Origin of the sequence: Azospira inquinata (genome assembly GCF_018905915.1) — a bacterium.
Taxonomy (GTDB): domain Bacteria; phylum Pseudomonadota; class Gammaproteobacteria; order Burkholderiales; family Rhodocyclaceae; genus Azospira; species Azospira inquinata.
The window spans coordinates 1558649-1584680 of record NZ_CP064782.1 but is presented as its reverse complement, the minus strand read 5'-3'; the positions used below and the strand labels follow the sequence as shown (position 1 = coordinate 1584680).

Sequence of the window (26032 nt, the reverse complement as noted above, 5' to 3'; positions counted from 1 at the left end):
TATGCCCCAAGCCCCCTCTTCCGGTGCCCCGGCCTAGAAGCCGATTTTCCGGGCACGGCCCGGCCGGGCGGCCTCGAAATCCCGCACCTGTAGGGCCCGACGTCCGTCCAGCAAGGCATTGCCAAAGGCCGCCAGCAGGGCCTTGCGCATTTCCCGGGGCGGCAGGCCAGCCATTACTTCCAGGGAGGCCTCCTCCAGCTCCTCGGCAAACGCCCAGTCGTGCTCCTCCAACAGATCCTGGTAGAGGCGGGCGGCAATCACCCGGGCGGCCGCCGGGTCGGGCCGGGGAATCTCATAGACGTTCATGCGGCTCAGGATGGGCTCGGGCAGCTGGCGCTCGTCGTTGGCCGTGGACACCCAGAGCAGATGGGAGGCGTCCATATCCACTTCCACGAACTCGTCCTTGAAGTGGCGGGCCGTGTCCGGCTCCAGCAGGCCATAGAGGGAGCCGTAGGGATCGTAGCGGCTGTCGCCTCCCGCCTTATCCACCTCATCCAGTACCAGCACCGGATTGGCGAAATCCCCATGGACCAGGGTCTGGGCCACCTTGCCCGGCTTGGCGTTGTTCCATTGGGAAGAGGCACCGGACAATATCCAGCCGGCGGTGAGAGAACTCATGGCCACGAACTCGTAGCCCGTGCCCAGGGCCTGGGCCAGGGCTTTGGCAAAATGGGTCTTGCCCACCCCCGGCTCCCCCAGGAGCAGGATGGGGGTAAAGCTCATGGGCTCGTTGCCCGCCACCGCCAGGGCCACGTATTTGCGCAGGTCGTCCAGCACCGCCCTGAAATTAGGGCAGCTATCGTAGAGGCCATCCAACTGGTCCGGGCCCGAGGGCCGAATCAGGTAGCGGGCGCCGCCCTTCTGCTTCATTTTTTCGTAGAGGCCGCACAGGGATTCATTGCGCGCCGTGTTGGGATCTTCCATGGCCCGTTCGATCTGGGCCACATCGTAAATGGTCCTGGATTCCGCCAGAGAAATACGCCGCTCCGTGCCCGTCATGATCCACCTCCATCGTGTCCGACCCGGACCCCGCCACCCCACTGGGTGGAAAGCCCCGGGCCACGGCCAAATCAATGCACAATCCGTACCAAAATCCCGGTTCCCCCCGCCCCCTCCCCCAACACCAGAAAGGCCCGGCTCCGCCGTCCCCGGGCCAGGAGGACAGGCCCCGCCTCCCCACCGAATCCCCTTTCCGGAACTATTTTGCAAAAAGTCTTTGCCTAAACCGAAAACCACCTATATAATGCGCGACCTATTCCCCGATAGCTCAGTCGGTAGAGCGACGGACTGTTAATCCGCAGGTCCCTGGTTCGAGCCCAGGTCGGGGAGCCAAATTCAAAAAAGCCCGCTTTTCGCGGGCTTTTTCATTTTCTGCTTGTTTCTACGGGATTTTTTCCCTTTTCCCCCGCGACCAACCCAGGGGTGGGAACAGGGGCGACGCTATTTTCCGATACAGAAGCGGCCGAAGATTTCCCCCAGCAGGTCGTCCGCGCTGAACTCCCCGGTGATTTCCCCCAGGGCGCCCTGGGCCAGGCGCAATTCCTCAGCAAATAGCTCCAGAGCGGGCAAGCGGGCCCGGGCTGCGGCCACATGGTCCCGGGCCTGGGACAGGGCGCGCAGATGGCGCTCCCGGGCGATAAACACGTCCTCCGCCTGGTGCCAGCCCGCTATCCGCAGCAATTCTTCCTTGAGCAGGTCCATCCCGGCGCCGGTCTTGGCCGAGAGGTACAGGCTGACCTGGCCGTCCGGCCCCGTTTCCCGGGCCGCCGGAGCGCCGCTCAGGTCGATTTTGTTATGCACCGTGAGGCGGGGCAGATGGGCAGGTAGGCGTTCCGCCAGGGCCGCCCCTTCCGGTTCGGCATCGGGGCCCTGAAGCAGCACCACCACGTCGGCCTGCTCGATTTCCTTCCAGGTCCGGGCAATGCCCAGGCGTTCCACCTCGTCCTCCGTTTCCCGGAGGCCGGCGGTGTCGATGATGTGGAGGGGAATGCCGTTAATTTGCAGGCTACCCCGCACCACGTCCCGGGTGGTTCCGGCCACCGGGGTCACAATGGCCAGTTCGTCCCCCGCCAAGGCGTTGAGCAGGCTGGACTTGCCCACATTGGGGCGCCCCGCCAGCACCACGTGGAGACCGCCCTGGAGCAGCTTGCCCTGGTGGGCCCGGGCGAAGAGGCCGTCCAGACGGGCTTGCAGGGCATCCAGACGGCCAAAGGCGTTGGCGGATTGGAGAAAGTCGATTTCTTCTTCGGGAAAGTCCAGGGTAGCTTCGGTCAACGCCCGCAGTTCCACCAGCTCATCCTTGAGGCTGTGGATTTCCCGGGAAAACTCCCCTTGCAGGGAACGCACGGCGCTGCGGGCCGCCGCCTGAGTGCTGGCGTCGATAAGGTCGGCCACGGCTTCGGCCTGGGCCAGGTCCAGCTTGCCGTTGAGGAAGGCCCGCCGGGTAAATTCCCCCGGTTCGGCCAGGCGGGCCCCCAGATCCAGGCACCGGGCCAGGAGCAGTTGCAGCACCACCGGGCCCCCATGGCCCTGGAGTTCCAGTACATCTTCCCCAGTGAAGGAGTGGGGAGCGGGGAAGTAGAGGGCCAGCCCCTGGTCAATCACCGCCCCCGCCCCATCGGGGAAATCCACCAGGGTGGCCATGCGGGGCTGGGGCAACTGGCCAAGAAGTTGCTGGCCGTAATCGGCCAGGGCCGGGCCGGAAATACGCACCACGCCAATGCCGCCCCGACCGGGAGCGGTGGCAACGGCGGCAATGATGTCTTGGGTGGGAGCCATGGGCAGCTAACAAATAAATTGGGCGGCCCGCAAGCCGCCCTTGAATGAGTTCCGGAGGAAACCTTAGGCCTTGGCGTCGTTCGCCGCCGCGCTGGCCGCTCCGATCATCCGGGTGATCTGCCATTGCTGGGCAATGGAGAGGATGTTATTCACCACCCAGTAGAGCACCAGACCGGCGGGGAAGAAGAAGAACATGACACCGAAAATCATGGGCATGATCATCATCATCTTGGCCTGCATGGGGTCCGGCGGCGTGGGATTGAGCCGGGTCTGGATGAACATGCTGATCATCATAATCACCGGCAGCACGTAGTAGGGGTCCGCTGTGGACAGATCGGTAATCCAGCCGATCCAGGGGGCGTTACGCATTTCCACCGCCCCCAGAAGCACCCAGTACAGGGCGATGAAGACCGGAATCTGGATGACGATGGGCAGACAGCCCCCCAGGGGATTGATCTTTTCCTTGCGGTACAGCTCCATCATCTCCTGGTTCATGCGTTGCCGGTCATCGGCAAAGTGTTCCTTGATGTGCTGCAAGCGGGGCGTGATCTGCCGCATCTTGGCCATGGACTTGTAGGAAGCGGCCGAGAGGGGGAAGAAAATGAGCTTGATGAGCACGGTCAGGACCACGATGGCCCAGCCCCAGTTGCCCACCGCCTTGTGGATCCATTCCAGGGCCCAGAAAATGGGGGAGGCAATGATGGTCAGCCAGCCGTAATCCACCACCAGATTCAGACCCGGGGCCACCTTTTCCAGTTCGGACTGGATCTGGGGACCGGCGAACAGGGGCACATCAATGCTGGTCTTGGCCCCAGGCGCCACCGGGCTCACGGGCACGATCACTCCGGCGGCGTAGGTGCCGGGCTGGCCATTCTGGGCCGGCGTCACGTTACGCAGGAAAAATTCCCGAGGCGTCTTGTCCCGGGGCACCCAGGCGGAGACGAAATAGTGCTGCACCATGGCCACCCAGCCATCCGTACCCGGCTGGGGCAGCTTGGCCTTGCCCTTATCCACATCGGAGAAGCTCACCTTGTGGTACTTGTCGCTTTCCGTATAGAAGGCCGGGCCCGTATAGGTATTCACCATGCGAGGTTCGCCGCCGGGGGATTTGTCATCCCGCAGCAGTTGGAAATAGGCATGGGTATTGAGGGGATGGGTGCTGCCATTGACGATGTCGTAGCCCACATCCACCAGATAGGTGCCCCGGTGGAAGGTGTAGGTCTTCACCACCTTGACCCCATCCGGCGTGTCCGCTTCCAGGGCCACCTTCAGTTCGTTCCCCGTGCCCATGTCCAGAGGACCGGGCAGGAGCTTGAAGAGGCTCTTGTGATTGGGCAGGTTGTCCCCGATCAGGCCGGTCTGGGCCGCATAGCGGTGGTTGGCACCGAACAGGGTGAAGGGTTGGCTCTTGTCCGTGGTGCCCTGGTAGTTGCGCAGGGTCATCTGCACCAGATCCCCACCCAGGGTGGAAATGTCCGCATTCACCAGGTCGGTTTTCACCGTCACGGTTTGACCCGCGACGGGAGCAGCCGGGTTGGACGCGGTAGCGCCAGGCACAGCCGCCGCTGGCAGAGTCGCCGAGGGAGTGGGCACAGCGCCATTGGCGGCAGTGCTGGTGGCCGGGGCGCCATTGGCGACCACGGGTTGGGGATGATTGAACTTCACCCACTCGTTCCACAACAGGTAGCTGGAGAAGAGAAAGATGAAGAGCAGAATCAGGCGTCGATTGTCCATGAACGGCCTATCCTTAAAGGTCTCAGGGCACGGGGTCGTGTCCGCCCGGGTGCCACGGATGGCAGCGGCCCAGGCGCTTAAGTCCCAGCCAGAGGCCCTTGAACACCCCGTATTTCTTCAGGGCCTCGGCGGTATATTCGGAACAGCTCGGCACAAAGCGGCAATTGTGGCCGAGAAAGGGGCTGATTGTATATTGATAGAGGCGGATTAAGCCAAGAAAAGGCGCGATAACCCAGGACCGCCACTTCATCCCGGCGCCCCTTTGCGGGGAAAACGGGGAGAGGGCGTACCGGGTCCCAGACCGCCGCCGGACAGCTTACGGGACAAACGTTCCAGCAAGCTGACAATCTCACCGGCCAATTGGCGCCGGTTCGGACGGGGGCTGGCCTTATCCAGGGAAACGCCCAGGCGCAAAATCATATCCACCGGGGGCAGATCCGGACGGCGCAGGCGAAAAGCTTCCCGGGTGAGGCGTTTGACCAGATTCCGGTCATGGGCGAAACGGGCCTGTTTCTTTCCCACCACCACACCCAGACGGGGGCCCCGATCAGGCAGAACCTCCCCTTCCGGGCCGGGCTCACGCCAATGCAGCAGGAAATAGGTACTCTTGATGGCCCGCCGAAAACCAAAAACGGATGAAAATTCATCCGTTTTGGTCAGGCGATACTGCTTGGGAAACGGGTGGTGGGTCAGGCTCATGCCTCTCCCTATCCCGTTACCGGGCTGTTGGCTCAAACGGCCAGACGATGACGGCCCTTGGCGCGACGGGCACGAATCACGGCGCGACCACCACGGGTCTTCATGCGAACCAGAAAGCCATGGGTACGTTTGCGACGCACAACGGACGGTTGGAAGGTGCGTTTCATGGTTTAAGTCCTTGATGCTTATGGAAAGATAAACGCGCAATTAGACCGGAGCCCGCCCTCCCTGTCAACCCAAGAATTTCCTCCGGCCTGTGGATAAGTCGTCCCGGACGGGTTAAAATGGGCCCTGACTTCGGCGCCGGCAGGGCTTTTCAGCGCTTCCCCGCCCCCCCCAACTGCAAAGCATAATAATGCGCCAGCCTATTGATCAGTAGGCTTTTTTTGTTTCCATCCACGGACTTTTCCACCTGTGCATAACTGAAGCCGGTTCTCCAACCCCTCCAGTGACGGAAACACTTATTCACAGCCGTAACCTTTGTGCCCCCTTCGGGCGGGCGCAAAGTCTTTCTTGGTAAGGTATGAGCAGCTTCTGGTTATCCTGCCTCAGCCAGTTCGAACAAGAACTGCCGCCGCAGCAATTCAACACCTGGATTAAACCCCTGCGTCTGGAAGGGGAAGAGCACCCGGAAAACGGTCTGCGCCTCCTGGCTCCCAACGGCTTCATTCTGAAATGGGTGAAGGAACGCTATTTTTCCCGTATTGAAGAACTGGGGCGGAGCTTTTTTGAAGCCCCGGTGAGCATTACCCTGGGCGTGGGGGACCGGCGGGTCAATGTGTCCCCGGTGCAAGCCCCCAGCGCCCCCCGCATGGCTATTCCCGGTGGCGCTCCCGCCCAAGGGGCCGCCCCGGCGCCCCAGGTAGCGGCCCCCGTGGCCCCGCCCCCGGCGGAAAAGCGCAACGGCAGCTACGAAAAAACCCGACTCATTCCCACCTTCACCTTCGACAATCTGGTGGTGGGCAAGGCCAATGACCTGGCCCGGGCGGCCGCTATGCAGGTGGCCCAGAACCCGGGGGTGTCCTACAACCCCCTCTTCGTATACGGCGGCGTGGGCCTGGGCAAGACCCACTTGATCCACGCCATCGGCAACCACATCCTACGTCAGCATCCGGAAAAGGTGGTGCGCTACGTGCACGCCGAGGACTATTACTCGGACGTGGTGCGGGCCTACCAGCAGAAGGCCTTCGATGTCTTCAAGCGCTATTACAAATCCCTGGATGTGCTGCTGGTAGATGACGTGCAGTTTTTCAACGGCAAAAACCGCACCCAGGAAGAGTTTTTCTACGCCTTCAACGCCCTGATTGAGGCCAAGAAACAGATCATCATCACCTGCGATACCTACCCGAAAGACATTTCGGGTCTGGAAGACCGGCTGATCACCCGCTTCGACTGGGGCCTTACCGTACAGATCGAGCCCCCGGAAACGGAAATGCGGGTGGCCATTCTGAAGAAGAAGGCGGAAGCGGAAGGGGTGGCCCTGGACGACGAAGTGGCCTTCTTCATCGCCAAGCACCTGCGCTCCAATGTGCGGGAACTGGAAGGGGCCTTGAAAAAAGTGTTGGCCTATTCCATCTTCCACGGTCGGCAAATTGCCCTGGATTTGGCCAAAGACGCCCTAAAGGACGTCATCGGCGCCTTCAACCGGCAGATCACGGTGGAAAACATCCAGAAGACCGTGGCCGAGTATTACAAAATCAAGGTGGCGGACCTGTATTCCAAAAAGCGCACCCGGGCCATTGCCCGGCCACGCCAGGTGGCCATGTGGTTGGCCAAGGACCTCACCCCCCACAGCTATCCCATGATCGGGGAAGCCTTCGGGGGCCGGGACCACACCACCGTCCTGCACGCCGTACGCACCATCGACGGCCTGCGGGTCAAGGACAACGAGCTAAACCATGATTTGCATGTGCTGCTGCAAGTGTTAAAAGGATGATCAGATATGCCGGGACGGCGGTGGATAAGCCCTGTCCCAGCCGGGGGAGGAAATGTGGATAAAGTCCCGTTTCCCCCTCGACGCAAAAAGAGTTCCACTTTGATTCACAGGAAAATACAGGGTTATACAATCCGGTTTTAAGCCTTCAAGGCTCTGAAAACAAAGCCTGAACGGAAACTATCCACAGAATTAGCGCCGCTATTATCTTTAGAGGATTTATATATATGCTCTTAACCAAGACCCAACGCGACACGCTGCTGACGCCGCTGCAGGCGGTCTCCGGCATTGTGGAAAAGCGGCATACCCTGCCGATCCTCTCCAACGTGTTGCTGGAAAAGAAGGGCGACAAGCTCACTTTCCTGGCGACGGACATCGAAATCCAGATCACCACCAGCGCCGAAGGTGCGGAAGGTGAAGGAGACGGGGCCGTTACCGTTGGGGCGCGCAAATTCCAGGATATTCTCCGCAGCCTGCCGGAAAGCGCCGAGGTCAGCCTGACCCTGGAAGAAAAGCGCTTGCAGCTGCGCGCCGGCAAGAGCCGGTTCAGCCTGCAAACCCTGCCCGCCGATGACTTCCCCCGCATGGCCATTGCCACGGAAGAAGCCCAAACCCTCACCGTTACCCAGCAACAGTTCCGCCACCTGCTGGCCAAGACCCAATACGCCATGGCCGCCCAGGACGTACGCTACTACCTGAACGGCCTACTGCTCCTCACCGAAGGCAAGGAACTGCGGGCGGTGGCGACGGACGGCCACCGGCTGGCCTACGCCTCCATGGAAGTGGAAGCGGAACTGCCCCGCCAGGAACTGATCCTGCCCCGCAAGACCGTGCTGGAACTGAACCGCCTGCTGGCGGACAACGACGCTCCCCTGGAAATCACCCTCACCCCGAATCAGGTGCGCTTCGACTTCGGCAACGTGAATCTGGTCTCCAAGCTCATCGACGGCAAATTCCCCGACTACGAACGGGTCATTCCCGCCACCCTGAAGAACCACCTCCAGGTGGAACGGATGCCCCTGCTCCAATCCATGGTTCGGGCGGCCATTCTGACCAACGAAAAATTCCGGGGCGTGCGCCTGGTGCTCACCGACGGCAGCCTCAAGGTCATGTCCGCCAACGCCGAGCAGGAAGAAGCCCAGGAAGAGCTGGAAGTGGCTTACGCCGGCGATTCTCTGGATATCGGTTTCAACGTCAATTACCTCCTGGATGTGCTGAACAACATCCAGAACGACGAGGTGTCTTTCAGCTTCAATGACGCCAACTCCAGCGCCCTCATCACCATCCCGGGCAACGAGCGCTTCAAGTACGTCGTGATGCCCATGCGCATCTAACCCCGGCCGGGCCAACCGCCATACGGCGAGGCAAGGGAGCCACTGCGCCCCCTTTGCCCCGCCGGAGCGCCCCTGCCCTCCCCCCGACGCCAACCCGTTGCCCCTTTTCGGAAGACCCTATGATTCCCAACGAACCCCAAGACGATTACGACGAGTCCAGTATTCAACAGCTGGAAGGCCTGGAAGCCGTGCGCAAACGCCCCGGCATGTACATCGGCGATACCTCCGACGGCACCGGCCTGCACCACATGGTTTTCGAAGCGGTGGATAACGCCATCGACGAAGCCCTGGCCGGCCACTGCGACGACATCGTAGTCACCATCCACGCGGACAATTCCATTTCCGTGGCCGACAACGGCCGGGGCATTCCCACCGGGGTTAAGTTCGACGACAAACACGAGCCCAAGCGTAGCGCGGCGGAAATCGTCATGTGCGTGCTCCACGCCGGGGGCAAGTTCAACCAGAACTCCTACAAGGTGTCCGGCGGTCTCCACGGGGTGGGGGTTTCCTGCGTCAACGCCCTGTCCAAGTGGCTGCGCCTCACCATTCGCCGGGACGGGCAAAAGCACTTCATGGAGTTCAACCACGGCAAGGTCGTGAACCGGGTGGTGGAAGTCCAGAATGGGGTGGAAGTTTCCCCCATGCGCATCCTGGGCCCCACGGACAAGCGGGGTACGGAAGTCCATTTCCTAGCCGACGAAGAAATTTTCGGCACCGTGGAATTCCACTACGAAATCCTGGCCAAGCGCCTGCGGGAACTCTCCTTCCTCAACAACGGGGTGAAAATCCGCCTGGTGGATCAACGCACGGGCAAGGAAGAAAACTTCGCCTTCTCCGGCGGGGTAAAGGGCTTTGTGGATTACATCAACCGCAACAAGACTGTGCTCCACCCCAACGTCTTCTACTCCAAAGGGGAAAGCACCCTGGCCGATGGGGGCGTTATCAGCGTGGAAGTAGCCATGCAGTGGAACGACACCTATGCGGAACAGGTACTCTGCTTCACCAACAACATTCCCCAGGCCGACGGCGGCACCCACATGACCGGCCTGCGGGCGGCCATGACCCGGATCATCAACAAGTACATCGAAGAACACGAAATCGCCAAAAAGGCCAAGGTGGACATCACCGGGGACGACATGCGGGAAGGCCTGGCCTGTGTGCTGTCGGTGAAAATGCCTGACCCCAAGTTCGCCTCCCAGACCAAAACCAAGCTGGTCTCTTCCGAAGCCCGTCCGGCGGTGGAAGAAGTGGTGGCGGCCAAACTCACCGAATTCCTGTTGGAAAAACCGGCGGACGCCAAGGTCATCACCGGCAAGATCGTGGATGCGGCCCGGGCTCGGGACGCTGCTCGCCGCGCCCGGGAAATGACCCGGCGTAAAGGCATTCTGGACGGGGTGGGCCTGCCCGGTAAGCTGGCCGACTGCCAGGAAAAAGACCCTTCCCTCTGCGAACTCTACCTAGTGGAAGGGGACTCCGCCGGCGGCTCCGCCAAGCAGGGCCGGGACCGGAAGTTCCAGGCCATCCTGCCCCTGAAGGGCAAGATCCTGAACGTGGAAAAGGCCCGCTTCGACAAGCTGATCTCCTCCCAGGAAATCGCCACCATGATTACCGCCCTGGGCACGGGCATCGGCAAGGACGAATACAAGCCGGAAAAGCTCCGCTACCACCGCATCATCATCATGACCGATGCGGACGTGGACGGCGCCCACATCCGTACCCTGCTACTCACCTTCTTCTACCGGCAAATGCCCGAGCTGGTGGAACAGGGTCACATCTACATCGCCCAGCCGCCGCTCTACAAGGTTAAGCACGGCAAGACGGAGCGCTACCTGAAGGACGACAACGAGTACCAGCAATTCCTGCTGCAAATGGCCCTGGACGGCACCCAGATCATCCCCAAGGCCGGTGCCGAACCCATCTCCGGCGACACCCTGAAAACCCTGGCGGAAGAATTCCTCCTGGCCGACGCGGTCATCGCCCGCCTCTCCGCCATCATTGATCCGGAAGTGCTGCGCATGATGGTGCGCAACAACATCCACCTGGACCTGACCGACGAAGCCGCCGCCCAGGCCAGCGCCTACGCCATGACCAAGGTGGTGGACCCGGCCATTCGCATCTACCACCACTACGACGAAGCCCGGGAACAATGGCTGCTGCGCATTGAAAAAATGCGCCACGGCAACCTCAAGGTGGGCCTCATCGACCCGGACTTCCTCCTCTCCGGCGACTACTCCCAACTGCGGGAAACCGCCGAAACCCTGGCCGGCCTCTTTGGTCCGGGCCTGACCATCGTCCGGGGCGAAAAGAAAAAGACCGCCGCCGCCTTCTCCGACGCCATGAAATGGCTCCTGGCCGACGTGGAAAAGGGCATCAGCAAACAGCGCTATAAAGGGCTGGGCGAAATGAACCCGGGACAGCTCTGGGAAACCACCATGGACCCCACCGTGCGTCGTATGCTCAAGGTAGGCATCGAAGACGCCATCGGCGCCGACGAAGTCTTCACCATGCTCATGGGCGAATTGGTGGAGCCCCGCCGGGCGTTCATTGAAAGCAATGCGCTACATGCGCAGAATATTGATATTTGATATTGTAGGATCTCATTTACTTCTAGATTTGTCTCACAAATCTAGAAGTAATTAGAATCCTAGAAACCTAAAAAAGCCACTCACAGTAGTGGCTTTTTTACGTCTGCTACTCGGCCTGAGCGGACGTTGGCATGTGACATCGTCGCACTAACGTTTCCCCCCTTAGCCAGGGCTGTTCGCTGATTGCCCTAGTGTGCTTAAATTCGCTCTTCTGAGGAAGCCTAGTTTGAAATTGTTATGTGTGTTGCGTTGAAAATCACAGTTTTGGGTTCGTATGACAGTCTATGTAGATAATGCACGTATCGAGTGGCAAGGAAAGTTCTGGTGCCACCTTGTAGCAGACTCATTGAGTGAACTGCATTCATTTGCAATTCTCCTGGGGTTACGCCGATCGTGGTTTCAAAGAAATGCGTCATATCCACACTATGACATTACGGTAGAATGTCGGGAGAAAGCACTTCTCTTGGGTGCTTTTGCAGGAACGAGGGTGCAAATTATTACTTGTGCTAAAAAAATGAAATCGGAACTGTTGCAGGAAGCGCTAGCTCAAGAATGTCAACTTTGCTTGTTTTTATAATGCCTAGTCCTGAGGCTTATTTTCGTTGGAACTCTCTTTCGAACATAGATCACTGCGGGATCTTTGCGAAGATCCTACTAAAGCAGAGCGGGAACTTGGAGAGGCAACTGCAACAACGTTGCATGCAAGATTGTCAGATCTCCGCGCCATAGAACGGATCGGCCAGATTCCTGTCGGCAACCCTCAAGCATATGGCGATCCAAATGGGGCTCGTATGTCGATTGATCTTGGTAATAATTACAAACTGGTTTTTTGTGCGAATCACAATAAGTTGCCCATAGCGGCTTCTGGAGTTGTTGATTGGTCACGGGTTACCCGTATTCGCATTCTTGGGATAGAAAAGCATGCTCTGGACTGAATTCAGTTTTCGACCGAGGTGGGCTAGCCCGCCGGGGGCTACGATTCTCGATATACTTAACGATCGATCCATTTCATTCGATGAGTTCGCTGATGCAATTGGAGAATGTGGTTCGACTGCTACCAAGCTACTAGATGGCCGTCATGCTATTGATCTCATCTTGGCTGAACGACTAGCGACATTTTTTGGCACATCCCAAACGTTTTGGATAGCCAGGGAGGAACAGTATCGGCAGGATTTGGATCGCCTATATGCCGAAGAGGATTCGCTCGAATCGATTAGCGGCTTGCTAAAACAGCTTCCGATAAAGGATATGGTCGAGTTTGGCTGGATTCCCCATTGTTCCAAACCATCTGATTACGCGAGCGAAGCGCTACGTTTTTTCGATCTTCCAAATATTCGAGCTTTGCAAGGAAGATTCGACGATCTCCTACAAAAAACGGCTTTTAGGACATCTCAGACCTTTGATTCGCAAGAAATAGCTACCGCTACTTGGCTCCGAGAAGGAGAGCGTGAGGCGAAAGGACTTAATTGCGCAGATTGGAATTCTGAAGCATTCAGATCTCAGCTTAATGCAGTTCGTTTGTTAACGCGGGAGAAAGATCCCCAAGCATTTTTGCCAAGGCTGCAAGCTCTGTGTGCGGCTTGTGGGGTTGCAGTAGTGATCGTTCGAGTTCCGTCAGGCTGTCGTGCTAGCGGTGCAACAAAATTTATTTCTCCTGAAAAAGCTCTACTAATGCTTAGTTTCAGATATCTATCGGACGACCATTTTTGGTTTACCTTCTTTCACGAAGCTGCGCACTTGCTACTCCATAGTAATGAGTTGATTTTTATGGAGGGAAAAGGAACTTGTTTTAGTAAAGAAGAAGAAGAGGCAAACCAATTTGCCTCCTCTTTCCTTATCCCCCCTGAGCTAGAGTCAGAACTGCGCTCTCTACCAAAAGATGCAAAGGCAATTATTCGATTTGCAAGAAAAATTGGGGTGTCCCCTGGAATAATTGTAGGGCAGCTCCAATTCAGAAAAATACTAGGCCATTCTGAAATGGCCCGACTTAAAAATCGCTTTTCCTGGAGTTAGCTATCCTCGAAATCTAATGTAGTTTCCAGGCGATTTTTGCCAATTACAAAGAGAGTCCTCCAAAACCTGCATGCCTAAACCAAGGTAAGAATCCAGTTCGACCAACCAAGCGTCAAGGGTGGCTGCCAAAATATTGGAGTTTGTCGCACCTCCAAAAAGAAGACGGGCGCCACGTAATGGCCCTGTAGCTTGAGTAAGGTATGCGAGATCTGGCTGGATCGGTGTGATTCTCATCTTTCCAAGCATTGTTAGGTAATCAAATTTTGCTGTCCTACCGAATCGCAGTACCGGCATGGTCCGATACAGATATCCGAACATTGCTTTGGGGTCTGCTCCGACAATGTCCTGAGCGTGTGCGAAAAGTGCAGAGTGGCTACCGTAAGGACGAATCCAATCAACATAGCTCATTATGACTGAGCCTGTTCCTTTGGCTGTTGGCTTCAGACTTTCGTATTTTCGATGATTACCAAATCCTCTGCCATGCCCTGATAGTGCTTGATAGCGTTGAGACATCCAATTAAAGAAGGCGCCCGGATCCGAAGATGTGCGCTCCCAAGTCCATGGCTCATCTTCACCGAGTTTGCTATAGACATCACGGACTAAGCGCCACCCAGATCGAGAATGTTTTCCGAAGTGAATTGATAGAAAAATAAGCCAGCATGCTTCGTCAATTTCCTCTTGGCGAAGGTGCAATACGGCTGCTCGAAGAGGGTCAAATAGGTCGCATAATGGATCTGCGCGATTCGGACTATGAGTTAGCGACAGTATCTTATTGACGAATTCAATGCGGCGACGACTGTCAATAACTTGCTCTATCAACGATTGAATACATGATGCTTGGGTAATCCCAGGAAGTGGCCTAATCGTATTATGATACTGCCTAAGTGCACCTTCTAGGCTGTCTGCAAATTGAATATCGTGGCTTCTCAAGAAATTCCCCCCCCAATTGAATCAATTATCCAACGACGAATGTTTGTCTTTACTTCGTTCGTAACCCCGAAACTGCTTTGAATGTTGTGATTAAAGCCCAAGACAGTAATTTCGCGACCTAAGTTAACCCCACGGATTTTATTAATACGCCCAAAATAAGAAACACCACGAACTCCACCGTGAGCTTTTCTTGGCAAGGTCCAGTCTGGCATCTCTATACATGTTAGTCGTGAGCCAGAGACCGACTCAACATTTTTAACTACAGAATTTCCGTTTAGTATCAGAAATTTGATTGACGAATCTCGAAGCAATAGACCCAGCGTATCGCCTGCTATTTCAATCAATTTTGAACGTTGGAGTGCTGATAGATCAGTCCACTTTGATAAGGTAGCATATGGAATTACATCCAGATGGCATGCGGATCGCGTCGAGTTTTCGTAATAGTAGGAGGCAACGCCGCCAAGAAGGCTGTCTAGCTCTTTAAACCATGCGTCGTACGGGTTCCTTAAAAAATAATTGGTGCACGATTCTTCGATCAGATGAAGATGTTTGGAAGTTGCATTAGACCAATGGTTTAACCTTAATGAGCGTAATGTTTGAAATCGACGAAATGGGCCAATTAGCTCGTTTCCTGTTATATCCACAAATTCGCGATTACTCGGATTTAGGCCTAATGTGGCAATTTGAGATGATCCCAAGTTACCAAATGCGGGGACTGGACTCCCCCATTGAATAACTCCAGCTTTGGCTATATCTGGGCTTTCCAGTCTTCGTACAAGATCCCGTAGAGCAGGAATCATTTTTCCTCCGTTACCGGCACGGACAACAGTTCGAGTTGTTCCGGTCCAGTGTGGTGAGCCATCTTATCTAGATGTGATGCCTCCCGTTTATCTATGTAGACTGAATAGATGTTGGATGCCATCCGTTGTTTTAGCGGGGTAATCAATGCAAACTTCGCGTGCTCTTGGGTATCTTTTGTGTAGTTGAAAATTTGAAGAATGCGGATTAAATCGGCCCAATAAGGATCAACTTCCTGAAGGTTTGCACCAACAACCTTGCCTAGTCGAATATCGCTTTCTGCATCAAGTAGCATTCTCAGACTTGGCCAAGGATCACCGCGAGGCATTTCTGGCATCAAAACTTCGCTTTGCCAGCCCTCTGATAGAAACTCCTCGGCTTTATCTCTATCTTCATCATAAAGATGGAGACTACCGACGACATGTTTGTAAGTGCCCAACTCTACGCCGAGCGACCGTGCAACGAGTTCCTGTATCATCGTGAAGGCAAATACGTCGTGTGGGAGGCCCTTAAATGCATCGTTTGAGCGCATGTAAGTCACCATATCCAAACGACCAGATCGAACGAAGAACTGCATAGTGCATGTGCATGGCACATCTTTGTAGCTTTTTTCGGTATCTGCTGCATCAAAGATTTGGATTACGGCTTTTCGTGAAGCAGGGTTCGCTTTAAGGCCTGAAATTACTCGTTCTAACTGGCCATTGGGTTCCCCGAATATACGAGGTCCGTAAGCACCATGGATACTTCCATCCTCCTCCGCAAATTGATCGTAGATAGAGATGTAATAATTGATGAAATCTAAACTGGATGAACCCGAGGCATACCAAAGAAACTCACCCAAGCAGCTGAAAAGAGTTCCCTTTCGCTCTGTTCTGCTAAGACGTGCCCTTGGCTTGTCAATATTTAACATCACCCCGGTTCGTTCGACGTTAGGGCCCTTCGTGGGATTGACCCGCCCTCTGCCGTTGAGCAGCTTTTTGTTTAGCAGTTTCTGAAAAACCTTCCTTAAAAGGTCATCCAGTATCGGTGCAGTGATATACAACGTGTATCCCATGTAGCATTTATTTGAGTTGACCATGAATTTATCATGATCTCAAGTAAGGGGGATCCATTTTGGGTTGCGATGTTATTTAAGTCCACTTGTCAGCCGAAGCACTCGTTCCTTGATGGATTGGCTGTCGTCGCTTGGCTTCTAGGCCGTCTCTGATAAATCTTGATCTGACGACTGCAACGCGCGCTGAACGGCAATTCCTGAGCGCCAGGTGACTTGCGCTTTGCCGCCCGATTCAGGTAAGAGGAAAGGCGTAGTTGGCTTCGGAACAGGATTGTCTGGGATTGATATCAGCCTTAGAACTCTGGCTCCACCTCGAAAATGAGGGCTACATGGATACTGGCTTATCTATGTACCCTAAAAACAAAATTCGGGGATTATTTGAGCAGGCGCTTAGTCGCTACTAGCCCTAAGTTTGTTCGTTTCTTTTCCACCCCGCTTCTGCCGCCACCGCCTCCATCCGCTCACCCATAACCCCAGTGGCAATAGCCCCGCTAGGGTGACGGCGAGACGGCCGGGGAGGCCTAGGCATTCGCCATTGTGTAGGGGATGGAGCCAGCGCATTAGGCTAGGTGCCGTGGGTTCCTTGAGGGGATTACGTTGGGCCAGGAGGTGGCCCTGGGGGTCTAGCCAGACCTGGGTTTTGGGGAAGCGGCGGCCCGGTTCGCCGGGTTGCCACAGGGTGATGTGGGTGAGGCCGCCAGCCCGTGGGGGAATTTCCAGCCAGCGGGATTGGGCTCCGGGAAAGGTGTGGCGGGCCACAACCAGGGCTTGATCCAGGGTGATGGGGCGTTGGCCAGGAGCCGGGGGAGACGAGGTCGGGGGAGCCGGTTGGGGGATTTGGAGCAGACGTTCCACGGGTTCTGGGATTTCCAGCACTAGGCCGGTCATCAGCAGCAGGGCCAGCAGGGGCGCGCTGTAGAGGCCGCTCAACACATGCCAGTCGTAGGTGGCCCGCACCCGGCCGGGGCGGATGCGCCAGCGGCTGCGTTCCCGCCAATGGCCCGGGGTGGGCCACCAGAGCCAGAGGCCGGAGCCCAGGGAGAGCAGGAGCAAGGCAGCCATGCCCGCCAGTAGCTGGCGGCCGCTGCGGTCCAGGAACAGGGTGTAGTGCAGGTCATAGACCCAGGTGAGGCCCCCGTCGCCCCAATAGCGGTCCTGAAGAATGGCCAGGGTGGCCGGGTCCAGGCTCACCAGCCGGGGGCCGAAGCTTTTGCCCGGGCGCTCCGGCGGATGGTAGTAGCGGGCCAGGATGGGCTGCCCGGGGGCCAGGGGCACCTCGATGCGCCAGGGGCCGTCGTAGGCCGGGTAGGCCCGGCGCAGGCGGTCGGCTACCGGTTGCCAGGAGTAGTCTGGCCCCACGGTTAGGAGGGCGTGGGGCGGGGGATTGAGGGCCAGGTCCAGCTCCGGGTAAAAGCCCAGCAGGCTGCCGCTCACCCCCACCAGGGCAAACACCAGCCCCAGGGGCAGGCCCAGCCAGCGGTGCAGCCCCAGCCACCGGGCCCGCAGGCGCCGTTTATTGGCCGCCACGGTCAGTAGCGTAGGTTAAGGGCCACAAACATGGCCCGCCCGTCCGCCGGGGCGTGGAAGGTTTCCCCGCTCATGTACCACACGTATTCATAGCGCCGGTCGAACAGGTTCTGCACCTGAAAATCCAGGCTGGTGTGGTTGTCCAGCCGGTAATTGGCGGCCACATTCACCAGGGTGTAGGCCCCGTATTTGGCCGTGGTGTTGGTGCGCTCCAGGTAGGAGCTGCCCTGGGCGTTGAGGCTAGCGGTAAGGCGCAGATCAGCGTTGAGCCGATGTTCCACCCCGGCGGAGACGATGTAGTGGGGCACGTGGTCGATTTCCTGGCCCTGGGCCCCGGGCTCCTGGGCCCCGGCCTTGAGAATCTTGGAATTCTGGTAGGAGTAGAAGGCCCACAGGCGGGTGGCTTCCGTGGCCTGGGTGGACAGTTCCCAGTCCATGCCCTGGCGCCGGGTCTTACCCACCGCTTCCATATCGTTGGCAGCGCCGTAGAGCATGCGCCGCAGCTCGTCGGAGGCCACCTGCTGCCAGAGGGCGACCCGAGCTTCCGTACCGGCGGCGGGCTGCATCTTCAGGCCCACTTCCCAGCCGTCGTTGAGGGACGGGCTCTGGGAGCCGGTCTGGCTCAGGCGGTAGGCGCCGGACCCCACCCCCACCTGGAAAGTCCGGCCATAGTTGCCGTAAAGGCTGTAGCCCGGCACCAGGGTGTACATGGCGCTCAGCTTGGGCTGGTGTATCCAGCCGTAATCGTTCATGCCGTAGCTATTGCCGGTGAGCCGGTCGGTGAAATTCCCGTTGAACTTATCCACCCGGGAGGCGGGCACGATCTTGAGTTTTTCCGTGGGGCGAATCACGGCCTGGAGGTAGGCCCCGGCCACATTGAAGTCAAAGCGCTGATCCCGGGTCTGGGCCAGGCGCACCCGCTGGTTGATGTTGTAGCGCTGGCTCTGGTTCTGCTGCCATTCCCCATCCACCCCGCCCTCAATGGCCAGGTCGTAGAGGCGATGCACCTCCGGGCGCCAGGTCAGGGTGGCGATAAAGCCCTGGTGCAGTTCCTGGATGGCCCGTTCCTGGGGCGTGGTGCCCTGGCCGTAATCCAACCAGCGCCGGTCGTCGATGTGATTGACGTAGGCCTTGAGGGCGCCGAACCAGCGGTCGTTGAACTGGTGGTCCCCCTGGAGGCTCATCTGCTCCATGGTCCGCTCCCCCCCATCCGTGCGGTTGTTGGCCGGGGACATGCGGGGGTTGGCGTCGCTCTGGGCCTGGCTCAGATAGCCCGGCTCATCCGCTTTTTGTTTGGCGGCCCGGAAGGTCAGGCCCAGGTTGGTACGGCCCCCGTTGGGGGTGACAAACCACTTGCCGGAGAGGGCGTAGCGCTCCGAATCGTCATGGGCGCGCCAGCCGTTAGCACTCTGGTAGCCAAAGAAATAATTCTGGGACAGGCCATCCCCTTCCACCCCCCGGCCCAGCTGCACCTCCCGGCTATCAAAGCTGCCCAGAGCCACCCGACTCTTGGTGTAATTGCCCCCCGTGTCCGTGGTCAGGTTGGCGTTACCGGCGATGTTGTGCAGGCCGTAGCGGGGATCGTTGGTGCCCTTCACCAGTTCCACGGACTGGATTTCCAGGGGAAACAGGAGATCCAGGTAGGGCATGTTGCCGTCGTTGCTGTTGCTGGGAATGCCGTCGATGAGCAGCTTCACCGCATTCACCTCCCCTTCCCCGTTGAAACCGCGAAAGGAAAGCTTGCCCGAGGTGGTGCCCATGTTGTACTGGGTCAGCATGACCCCGGGCATGAGGTAGAAAAGTTGCCAGGGGGATTTGATGTTCTGATTTTCGATCTGGTCGGCCCCCAGAATATTCACTGAGGAGAGAATGCTCCGGGTGGGCAGGCTGCCCCCCGCCGCTCCGCTAACCACCACCTCCCCCAGGGTGACCGCCGCCTCTTCCCCGGCCCCCGGGGCCGCCCCGGAGCCCGAATTGGCGGCTACCGCCCCCCGTGCCCCCAAGCCCAGCAACAGTCCCGCCAGCCACCCCGCCATCCGCCTTTTTTCCATGCCCCGTCCTTGGCCGACAAACCTATATTAGAAATTTCTAAATATATGATTTGTCTATTATTTATAGAAAAGTCGGGCATTCTAGAGGCACAGCATCGGAGAAACGATGCGACATAGGGTCGCAGGCGGAAAAAATGGGCACATCCCGTGCCCCCTCCCCGGGGCCGGGAGCCTTGCATCAGGAGGGAAGGATTAAGGGAACCGGCGGGAGAAAGCCCGGGCCCCGGGGGCCCGGTGCCCTACCCGCATACGCCGGTGGGGCAGATGGCGGTGGCGTAGCCCCCGCCGCAGTCGATGGAATGGTCCCGCACTATTTGCTCGAACTGCCGGTGCAGAATCAAATCCACCAGGTGATAGGCCCGTTCCAGGGGCAGCAGGGGGGTATCTTTCACCACCACCCCCTCCCAGTTGATAAAGCGCAGGGTACCCACGGGGGCGTAGTCAATATCCACCTGATCCCGGGTCGCCAGCTCGGCGTGGAATTTTTCAAAGCCCGGCACGTCCTTCAGCGCTTGGCGCAAAACCAGGCTGGGGGGCAGATGGGGCACGATGTCATCCGCGTATTCGTAGCGGTAGGAGCTTTGAATGCCAGCCAGGGTGGCGTAGTAACCGGCAAACTCCTGATTGCCCGGGTGGGCGGCAGCGTAGGTATAAACGGTGCTGCCTACCCCGGCCTGGGCAAAACGGGCGGCGGCCAGATCGGCCATGGCCCCGCCCTTGCTGTGGCCGGTGATGACCAGGGAGGCTTTCGGGCTGGCTTCCATCTGCTGGCGCACCTCCGCCTCCAGAGCAGGCCACAGGGAATCCAGGGCATTCCAGAAGCCTTGATGGACCTTGCCCTGGATGCCGGGCACGGAAATCAGCACCGCGTCCGCATCGTTGAGCCAGTCCAGAATGGTTTGCTCGTGATTGGGGCTATCCGGTGGCAGGGTGCCCCGGAAGGTAAGCACCACCCCATCGGCGGAGGTGCCCACCATGGCGGCGTTAATGCCCAGGGGACCAGCCACAAATCCCACGGGAGCTTCCTTGAATCCCGCCGCCCCGTCGTAGGGGGGGCACCCGGGAACCGGTTGATCGTTGTCGCTGATCATGTAGGCCATGCGGCTGGCGCAGAGCAAACGACAAGGCACGGTGGTGGTGGACATGATGGACTCCCTAATCTCCCTTCAGGAAAGTCGTATGGTGACCCGCCAAGAGCCGCGCCACAATTAGACCTATGCCATATACGATTGGATTTAGGACGGAGACTTTCTCACTTTTGTCTTAAGCCGGGGGCACAGTCCACTATTACCCGTTTGGCATTGTTCGCAAAAACCGCCCAGATTTATGGCTTTGACATGGACTATCCGGGCCCCGAAACTCCCGGGCCCGGCCCCATAAAAAAAGCCCGCCAAAACGGCGGGCCGGAAGAAGGGAAAGGCCAGCTTAATCGTGGGGCGGGGCGGTCAGGTCCAGGGCCTGGCTCAAATCCCCCAGGGGGGCTTCGTGATGGGCGGCCAGGGCCTGATCCCGCTCCGTCAGCCCCGGCAGGGCGGGCAGATCGTAGCGGCGGGTGATGAAGCGCAGGATGGAGCCAGTGTCGTAGGGGGTGTGATCCACCACGCCCTGGCCCTGCTGGCGCTTGGTATAGGGGGAAATGAGAATGGCTGGAATGCGGCTGCCCGGGCCCCACCGATCCCCCTTGGGCACGGGCAGGTGGTCATAGAAGCCGCCGTTTTCGTCGTAGGTCACCACAATGAGCATGTGCTTCCACTGGGGGCTCTTGCGCAGCCGGGCGATCACCGCCGCCACATGGGCATCCCCGTCCGCCACATTGGCGTAGCCCGGATGCTGGTTCAGATTGCCCTGGGGCTTATAGAAGGTGACGGCGGGCAGTTTGCCCGCCTTGGCGTCCGCCAGGAGCCGATCCCCGTCTTTGAGGTGGGCGGCCCGGTAAGCCGCCCGGGTCACCGGGTCAAACTTGGCGTAGTAGTTAAAGGGCTGGTGGTGGGCCTGGAAGTTGGGAATTTTGTCGTTGTAGATGGCCGCCCGGTCCCGACTAGCCTGGTCCCAGGCCCCTGCGTACCAGGCCCAGCTCACCCCCTTGGCGTCCAGAATGTCCCCAATGGTGGTCTGCTGGGTAAGGGGCGGCAGGGTGGAGGCCTTGGCCAGATCGGCATAGCGGCTGTCCCCGGCGGGGGGATTGCCGCTGGGCTGGTAGGGCGGCTGCATGGTATTCACCGCATAGAAGCGCCCTTCCTTGTCCGCCGGGGTGAGGGCCCCATCCTTCTGGTACACCGGCTTGCCTTCCAGCACGGAGGCCGGATTGCCCGTGCCCGGGGTGAGGCGCAGGAAATGGCCCTGGTCGTCCTGGTCAATGGCGGAAATCAGGCCCTTGGCCGGGGACTGGTCCGCATGGACATATTCAGGAGCGCAGGCGCAGACCAGATACTGGTGATTGAGGAAGGAACCGCCAAAGGTGCCCATGAAAAAGTGGTCCGCCAGCACATAGTGCCGGGCCAGCTTCCACAGGGCCATGGCGCTGCCGTCGTAATAGCCCATGGTCAGGCCCCCGGCGTCCGAGTAGGCGGCGAAGCGGTCATTGGCGCCATCGCCGATCTGCATCTGGTTGTTGTAGAAGCGATGCACCAGATCCCGGGTAGTCACCTGGCCATTCACCACCACCCCGGTGCCAGCCACCCCCTTGGGATCATCAATGGCAAAGGGCTGGTTCGGCCAACCGGCGGTCTGGGCCTGGGGCAGGGTCACGGCCTGGCCCGCTGCGGTGAAACCGCCCCAGGTGGGCGGCAGGGCAGGCAATACGGAGCCGTCAAAATCCTTCTGGGGCACGGCCTGGCGCTGGGAGGAGCTGGGGTTCACCCCGGGAATGCCGTCAGCCCCGGGAAAAAGGCCGTAGAGATTATCGAAGCTGCGGTTTTCCCCATAAATCACCACCAGGGTATGAATTTTTTCCAGGCCATTGGCGGACGCCGCCTGGGCCGGGGCCCCCAGCAGAGCCATAAGCGCCGCCAGGGGCGGCAGCAGAAAGGGAGATTTCATGGCGGAACATTCCTCGCAGAAAACCGGCAGGGGCCGAAAAAGGGAAGGGAAAGGGAAGGGAAAGGGAATTAAGGGCGTAGGCCCGGGATCGCCCAAGGGTGACAGGCTGCTCTCCCCTGGCGAACGCCCCCGGGCCGGGCCAAGGACGGGGAAGAATTCTCGTCCCGGGCCATGACAGGCCCATGACAGCCCTGTGACCGCGCCCCGGGACACAGACCTGTCATGGAAAGGGCTTAGGCTGGCGTTTTGCCGAGCTTTGCCCTTTACTTTGCCCGGTTTCCCAAGGGATTAGCCCCTTGGCTTGGGGATGCCCTGGTTTTGGGTGCCCCAACCGCCCGGCTTCCCTGATTCCCCCTTTTCCTTTCGCCCATGTCCCACCCCTACCCGCCGCCCACCCAATCCCCCCTCTCCCCGCCCCCCAGGCTCCTGGGTTGCGCTTCCCTCTTCCGCCTTTTCCTAGGCCTGGCCCTGGGGGCCCTGATCGGCTTGGTTGGTAACGCCCTGGCTGGGGAAGGGGCGCCCGGCCCCATCTCTCCCTACCAGCTGCTGGCCCAACATCGGCCCGATTTCCGCGCCCTGGCGGCCCTGGGGGAAGCCCTGTTCATGGACCCGGGCCTGTCCGCCTCCGGCCGCCTGGCCTGCGCCACCTGCCACAGTCCTGGGCGGGCTTTCGGGCCGGACAATCCCCGGGCGACCCAGACCGGGGGGCCAGCCATGGACCAGGTGGGCGGCCGGGCGGCCCCGTCCCTCCGCTATCTCCAGACCCTGCCCCCCTTCAGCGAACACTTTTTCGATAACGATGGCCGGGACAGCGAAGACCAGGGCCCCACGGGGGGCTTCACCTGGGACGGCCGAGCCCCTTCCCTCCACGATCAGGCCGCCATTCCCCTCTTCGCCCCCAATGAAATGGCCAATCCGGATATCCCCAACCTGGCCGCCAAGCTCCGCCAGGGGCCCCACCGGGCCGCCCTAGTGCGCCTCTTCGGCCCGGAGGTGGAAGCCCGGCCCGATACCCTGGTCCAGGCCGCCCTCCTGGCCCTGGAAGCCTTTCAACAGCAGCCCGACCGCTTTTATCCCTACAGCAGCAAGTACGACGCCTATCTGCGGGGCCAGGCCAAGCTCTCCCGGCGGGAAGCCCGGGGCCTGGCGGTGTTTGAAGACCCCCGGCGGGGCAACTGCGCCGCCTGCCATCCCAGCCGCCCCACGGCGGACGGGGCGTTTCCCGCCTTTACCGATTTCGGCTACCAGGCCCTGGGCCTGCCCCGTAATGCCCAACTGCCCCAGAACCGGGACCCGGCCTTTTTTGACCTGGGCCTGTGCGGCCCGGCCCGCCAGGACCTGAAGGATCATGCGGAATACTGCGGCCTATTCCGGGTGCCCAGCCTGCGCAACGTGGCTTTGCGCCGAGTCTTTTTCCACAACGGGGTGATCCATTCCCTGGCCGATGCCCTGCGCTTTTACGGGGAGCGGGATGGGGCGCCCCAACGCTGGTATCCCCGGCGCCCGGACGGCACGGTGGAGCGCTACAACGACCTGCCCTCGGCCTACCGGGCCAATGTGAGCCAGGAAGCTCCCTTCGGCGGCCGCCCCGGGGAGCGGCCTCGGCTCAGCCACCGGGATCTCCAGGATCTGGAGGCTTTTCTCCGCACCCTGACGGACGGCTACCGGCCCGCCGCCCCCAAGCGTTCTGCCAGGTAGGCGAAAAGACGGCCGTCGTTGGCCGCCGCCCCGTTAAAGCGCAGCCAGGGCCCGGGGGCTTGTTCCAGAAAAAACACGTCCCCCGGGGTCAGCAAAAAGCCCTGGGTCAGGGCGTCTTCCACCAGGGGCTTCAGCGCCACGGCATCGGGCAGGCGGGCCCAGATGAAGAGCCCCCCTTCGTCCGCCAGAATCGGCTTGAGCCCAGCCCGGGCCAGGCCCAGCACGGCCTGGGCCCGGTGGTGGGACAGGCGGGCCCGGGTCCGTTCCAGATGCTTGTGGAAGCTGCCGTTGGAGAGCAGCTCGAAAACCAGGCGCTCATCCAGCTCGGAGGTGGACAGCACGGACAGGATTTTCTGCTCAAGAAAGCACTGGATCAGTTCCGGGGCGGCGGCCAGATAGCCGACCCGGATGCTGGGGCTCAGCACCTTGGTGAAGCCGCTCAGGAATATCACCCGCTCCAGCTGATCCACCTGGGCCAGACGCAGGGGATTGGGGCTGGGGTGAAGGTCGCCGAACACGTCGTCTTCCACCAGGCGCAGATCGTGGCGCCGGGCCAGTTCCAGCAGGCCGAAGGCGGTGGCCGGGCTGGTGCTGCTGCCCGTGGGGTTGTGCAACAGGGTCTGGGTGAAAAAGAGCCGGGGCCGGTGCTGGGTACAAATCTGGTCCAGGACTGCCAGATCCGGACCATCATCCCGCCGGGGCACCCCCAGCAGGCGTACGCCCTGGGCCCGCAACCGGGCATAGAGGCCGAAATAGGCGGGCTCTTCCACCGCCACCGCATCCCCGGCCTGGAGCAGCCCCCGGCAGATCAGGTCAATGCCCTGGGTGGCGCCAAAGGTCATGAGCACCTGTTCCGGGGCGGCTTTGATCCCGGCCTGGGCCAGCATCAAGGCTATCTGGCTGCGCAGGGGGGGATAACCCTCCGCCGCACAGGGCAGGGCATAGCTCTTTTTGCCCTTGCGGGAAAACTGGGCCAGGAGCCGGGAGGAAAGCATGTCCTCCAGCCAGTGCTCGGGAAGAAAACCGCTGCCCACCGCCGTCACGTTGTCCTGGCGTTCCATGAGCTTGTGCAGCAACCACACCGCATCCAGCTCACTGCGTTGCAGCATGGGGGCGGGCAGGCGGGGCGCGTAGCGGCGCTGACGGACGAAATAGCCGGAAGCGGCCCGGGATTCAATCAGGCTGCGGGCCACCAGCCGGTCATAGGCCCCCACCACGGTGGCCGGGCTCACCCCCAGGGCAGCGGCCAGTTTGCGGATGGAAGGCAGGCGGGTGCCCGGGGGCCATTGGCCACTGTCGATCCGGGCAGTGAGGTGGCCCACCAGCTGGTCCACCAGGGAGAGTTCCCCGGCCCGGTCCAGGGCGGGGAGTTGGGTAGGGGCGTCCATCGCCCTACTTTAGCAGAGGGGCCGGGAAAGACCCCAGGGGTGGGACCGGGGAGCGCCGCAAACTGTACCGGTAGCCGGATCGGTACAGTGGCCCAAGCCGGCCCGGACAGCACGGGGATTAGTTACCCCCCTGTACCTTGGGCGGGCCGGGGCTGCGGACCACACTGGGGCCCCCGATCCGGAGTCATTCCCATGTCCCCCCTGCCCCGCCGCCAGCGGCTTTCCCCTGGCCAGTTGCTCTCCCTGAGCCGTCTCCAGGGCTGGACCCTGGTCTGTTGCCAAGGCCCCCTGCTGATCTCCGGCCCCCCGCCCCTGGGAGACCGGGAACTGGGCCCGGGGGAAAGCCTCATCCTGCCCTCCCGGGCCCTGTATCTGGTGGAAGCCTGGGGGGCCGGGGATATCCTGCTTCTAGCCCCGGCCCGAAAGGAACGCCCGGCCTTCGGCTGGGTTTTCAGCCCCCGGTGGGCCGGG

General features: G+C 59.9%; 21 protein-coding genes and 1 tRNA gene. 8 read left to right on the top strand and 14 right to left on the bottom strand.

The window, feature by feature from the left end; translation table 11 throughout:
- Positions 1-33: 33 nt before the first annotated feature.
- Complete coding sequence (locus tag Azoinq_RS07205) at positions 34-999, bottom strand: AAA family ATPase (protein WP_216130523.1); 966 nt, start codon at positions 997-999, stop codon at positions 34-36.
- Positions 1000-1256: 257 nt separating this feature from the next.
- Between Azoinq_RS07205 and Azoinq_RS07200 the strand changes: the two genes are divergently transcribed.
- Positions 1257-1332 (top strand) — tRNA-Asn (locus Azoinq_RS07200).
- 108 nt (positions 1333-1440) lie between these two features.
- Here the strand turns inward: Azoinq_RS07200 and mnmE are convergent.
- From mnmE to rpmH, 5 genes are all read right to left on the bottom strand, one after another.
- Positions 1441-2778 (bottom strand): tRNA uridine-5-carboxymethylaminomethyl(34) synthesis GTPase MnmE, encoded by a 1338-nt coding sequence (mnmE, locus tag Azoinq_RS07195; RefSeq protein ID WP_216130526.1) that lies wholly within the window; start codon positions 2776-2778, stop codon positions 1441-1443.
- A gap of 63 nt (positions 2779-2841) precedes the next feature.
- Positions 2842-4512 carry a membrane protein insertase YidC gene (gene yidC, locus Azoinq_RS07190; RefSeq protein WP_216130528.1) on the bottom strand — a complete coding sequence of 557 codons (1671 nt, stop codon included), beginning with the start codon at positions 4510-4512 and terminating at the stop codon, positions 2842-2844.
- A gap of 22 nt (positions 4513-4534) precedes the next feature.
- Positions 4535-4762 carry a membrane protein insertion efficiency factor YidD gene (gene yidD, locus Azoinq_RS07185; RefSeq protein ID WP_216130530.1) on the bottom strand — a complete coding sequence of 76 codons (228 nt, stop codon included), beginning with the start codon at positions 4760-4762 and terminating at the stop codon, positions 4535-4537.
- Positions 4759-5211, bottom strand: a complete 453-nt coding sequence (gene rnpA / locus Azoinq_RS07180) for a ribonuclease P protein component (protein ID WP_216130532.1) — start codon at positions 5209-5211, stop codon at positions 4759-4761. Before rnpA ends, yidD begins: the two co-directional genes overlap by 4 nt.
- A gap of 32 nt (positions 5212-5243) precedes the next feature.
- A complete protein-coding gene (gene rpmH / locus Azoinq_RS07175) occupies positions 5244-5378 on the bottom strand; it encodes a 50S ribosomal protein L34 (protein ID WP_216130534.1) in 135 nt (44 codons plus the stop codon).
- A gap of 356 nt (positions 5379-5734) precedes the next feature.
- Between rpmH and dnaA the strand changes: the two genes are divergently transcribed.
- The 6 genes from dnaA (at position 5735) to Azoinq_RS07145 (ending at position 13076) form a co-directional block, all read left to right on the top strand.
- Positions 5735-7147, top strand: a complete 1413-nt coding sequence (gene dnaA, locus Azoinq_RS07170; protein ID WP_216130536.1) for a chromosomal replication initiator protein DnaA — start codon at positions 5735-5737, stop codon at positions 7145-7147.
- 224 nt (positions 7148-7371) lie between these two features.
- Complete coding sequence (gene dnaN / locus Azoinq_RS07165; protein ID WP_216130538.1) at positions 7372-8478, top strand: DNA polymerase III subunit beta; 1107 nt, start codon at positions 7372-7374, stop codon at positions 8476-8478.
- 119 nt (positions 8479-8597) lie between these two features.
- Positions 8598-11063: a DNA topoisomerase (ATP-hydrolyzing) subunit B gene (gene gyrB / locus Azoinq_RS07160; RefSeq protein WP_216130540.1), complete on the top strand. Its 2466-nt coding sequence runs from the start codon at positions 8598-8600 to the stop codon at positions 11061-11063.
- Positions 11064-11337: 274 nt separating this feature from the next.
- Positions 11338-11640: a DUF4031 domain-containing protein gene (locus Azoinq_RS15230; protein ID WP_216130542.1), complete on the top strand. Its 303-nt coding sequence runs from the start codon at positions 11338-11340 to the stop codon at positions 11638-11640.
- 25 nt (positions 11641-11665) lie between these two features.
- The gene (locus Azoinq_RS07150) at positions 11666-11998 is read left to right on the top strand and encodes a hypothetical protein (protein WP_216130544.1); all 333 of its coding nucleotides are present in this window, start codon (positions 11666-11668) and stop codon (positions 11996-11998) included.
- The gene (locus tag Azoinq_RS07145; RefSeq protein WP_216130546.1) at positions 11985-13076 is read left to right on the top strand and encodes an ImmA/IrrE family metallo-endopeptidase; all 1092 of its coding nucleotides are present in this window, start codon (positions 11985-11987) and stop codon (positions 13074-13076) included. The genes Azoinq_RS07150 and Azoinq_RS07145 overlap by 14 nt, the downstream gene beginning before the upstream one ends.
- On the opposite strand, the gene Azoinq_RS07140 is transcribed toward Azoinq_RS07145, so the two are convergent.
- The 7 genes from Azoinq_RS07140 to acpA all read right to left on the bottom strand — a co-directional run bounded on the left by Azoinq_RS07140 (position 13077) and on the right by acpA (position 22475).
- Positions 13077-14006, bottom strand: a complete 930-nt coding sequence (locus Azoinq_RS07140) for an alpha-glutamyl/putrescinyl thymine pyrophosphorylase clade 3 protein (protein WP_216130548.1) — start codon at positions 14004-14006, stop codon at positions 13077-13079.
- Positions 14003-14806: a hypothetical protein gene (locus Azoinq_RS07135; RefSeq protein ID WP_216130549.1), complete on the bottom strand. Its 804-nt coding sequence runs from the start codon at positions 14804-14806 to the stop codon at positions 14003-14005. The genes Azoinq_RS07140 and Azoinq_RS07135 overlap by 4 nt, the downstream gene beginning before the upstream one ends.
- Positions 14803-15882, bottom strand: a complete 1080-nt coding sequence (locus tag Azoinq_RS07130) for a thymidylate synthase (RefSeq protein WP_216130551.1) — start codon at positions 15880-15882, stop codon at positions 14803-14805. The genes Azoinq_RS07135 and Azoinq_RS07130 overlap by 4 nt, the downstream gene beginning before the upstream one ends.
- A gap of 366 nt (positions 15883-16248) precedes the next feature.
- Entirely contained in the window at positions 16249-17385 is a 1137-nt protein-coding gene (locus Azoinq_RS07125) for a PepSY-associated TM helix domain-containing protein (protein ID WP_216130553.1), read from the bottom strand.
- A gap of 2 nt (positions 17386-17387) precedes the next feature.
- Positions 17388-19421 carry a TonB-dependent receptor gene (locus Azoinq_RS07120; protein ID WP_216130555.1) on the bottom strand — a complete coding sequence of 678 codons (2034 nt, stop codon included), beginning with the start codon at positions 19419-19421 and terminating at the stop codon, positions 17388-17390.
- A 254-nt stretch (positions 19422-19675) separates the two neighbouring features.
- The gene (locus Azoinq_RS07115) at positions 19676-20581 is read right to left on the bottom strand and encodes a lipase family protein (protein ID WP_216130557.1); all 906 of its coding nucleotides are present in this window, start codon (positions 20579-20581) and stop codon (positions 19676-19678) included.
- A gap of 280 nt (positions 20582-20861) precedes the next feature.
- Positions 20862-22475, bottom strand: a complete 1614-nt coding sequence (gene acpA / locus Azoinq_RS07110; RefSeq protein ID WP_216130559.1) for an acid phosphatase — start codon at positions 22473-22475, stop codon at positions 20862-20864.
- A 369-nt stretch (positions 22476-22844) separates the two neighbouring features.
- Between acpA and Azoinq_RS07105 the strand changes: the two genes are divergently transcribed.
- Positions 22845-24173 carry a cytochrome-c peroxidase gene (locus tag Azoinq_RS07105; RefSeq protein ID WP_216130561.1) on the top strand — a complete coding sequence of 443 codons (1329 nt, stop codon included), beginning with the start codon at positions 22845-22847 and terminating at the stop codon, positions 24171-24173.
- Here Azoinq_RS07105 and Azoinq_RS07100 read toward each other — a convergent pair.
- The gene (locus Azoinq_RS07100) at positions 24137-25561 is read right to left on the bottom strand and encodes an aminotransferase-like domain-containing protein (RefSeq protein WP_216130563.1); all 1425 of its coding nucleotides are present in this window, start codon (positions 25559-25561) and stop codon (positions 24137-24139) included. The two genes, Azoinq_RS07105 and Azoinq_RS07100, sit on opposite strands and share 37 nt — an antisense overlap.
- Between the last annotated feature and the right edge of the window lie 471 nt (positions 25562-26032).

Coding starts and splice junctions, on each gene's coding strand:
- Azoinq_RS07205 (WP_216130523.1), bottom strand. CDS start 999: ATGACGGGCACGGAGCGGCGTATTTCTCTGGCGGAATCCAGGACCATT.
- mnmE (WP_216130526.1), bottom strand. CDS start 2,778: ATGGCTCCCACCCAAGACATCATTGCCGCCGTTGCCACCGCTCCCGGT.
- yidC (WP_216130528.1), bottom strand. CDS start 4,512: ATGGACAATCGACGCCTGATTCTGCTCTTCATCTTTCTCTTCTCCAGC.
- yidD (WP_216130530.1), bottom strand. CDS start 4,762: ATGAAGTGGCGGTCCTGGGTTATCGCGCCTTTTCTTGGCTTAATCCGC.
- rnpA (WP_216130532.1), bottom strand. CDS start 5,211: ATGAGCCTGACCCACCACCCGTTTCCCAAGCAGTATCGCCTGACCAAA.
- rpmH (WP_216130534.1), bottom strand. CDS start 5,378: ATGAAACGCACCTTCCAACCGTCCGTTGTGCGTCGCAAACGTACCCAT.
- dnaA (WP_216130536.1), top strand. CDS start 5,735: ATGAGCAGCTTCTGGTTATCCTGCCTCAGCCAGTTCGAACAAGAACTG.
- dnaN (WP_216130538.1), top strand. CDS start 7,372: ATGCTCTTAACCAAGACCCAACGCGACACGCTGCTGACGCCGCTGCAG.
- gyrB (WP_216130540.1), top strand. CDS start 8,598: ATGATTCCCAACGAACCCCAAGACGATTACGACGAGTCCAGTATTCAA.
- Azoinq_RS15230 (WP_216130542.1), top strand. CDS start 11,338: ATGACAGTCTATGTAGATAATGCACGTATCGAGTGGCAAGGAAAGTTC.
- Azoinq_RS07145 (WP_216130546.1), top strand. CDS start 11,985: ATGCTCTGGACTGAATTCAGTTTTCGACCGAGGTGGGCTAGCCCGCCG.
- Azoinq_RS07135 (WP_216130549.1), bottom strand. CDS start 14,806: ATGATTCCTGCTCTACGGGATCTTGTACGAAGACTGGAAAGCCCAGAT.
- Azoinq_RS07130 (WP_216130551.1), bottom strand. CDS start 15,882: ATGGTCAACTCAAATAAATGCTACATGGGATACACGTTGTATATCACT.
- Azoinq_RS07120 (WP_216130555.1), bottom strand. CDS start 19,421: ATGGCGGGGTGGCTGGCGGGACTGTTGCTGGGCTTGGGGGCACGGGGG.
- Azoinq_RS07115 (WP_216130557.1), bottom strand. CDS start 20,581: ATGTCCACCACCACCGTGCCTTGTCGTTTGCTCTGCGCCAGCCGCATG.
- acpA (WP_216130559.1), bottom strand. CDS start 22,475: ATGAAATCTCCCTTTCTGCTGCCGCCCCTGGCGGCGCTTATGGCTCTG.
- Azoinq_RS07105 (WP_216130561.1), top strand. CDS start 22,845: ATGTCCCACCCCTACCCGCCGCCCACCCAATCCCCCCTCTCCCCGCCC.
- Azoinq_RS07100 (WP_216130563.1), bottom strand. CDS start 25,561: ATGGACGCCCCTACCCAACTCCCCGCCCTGGACCGGGCCGGGGAACTC.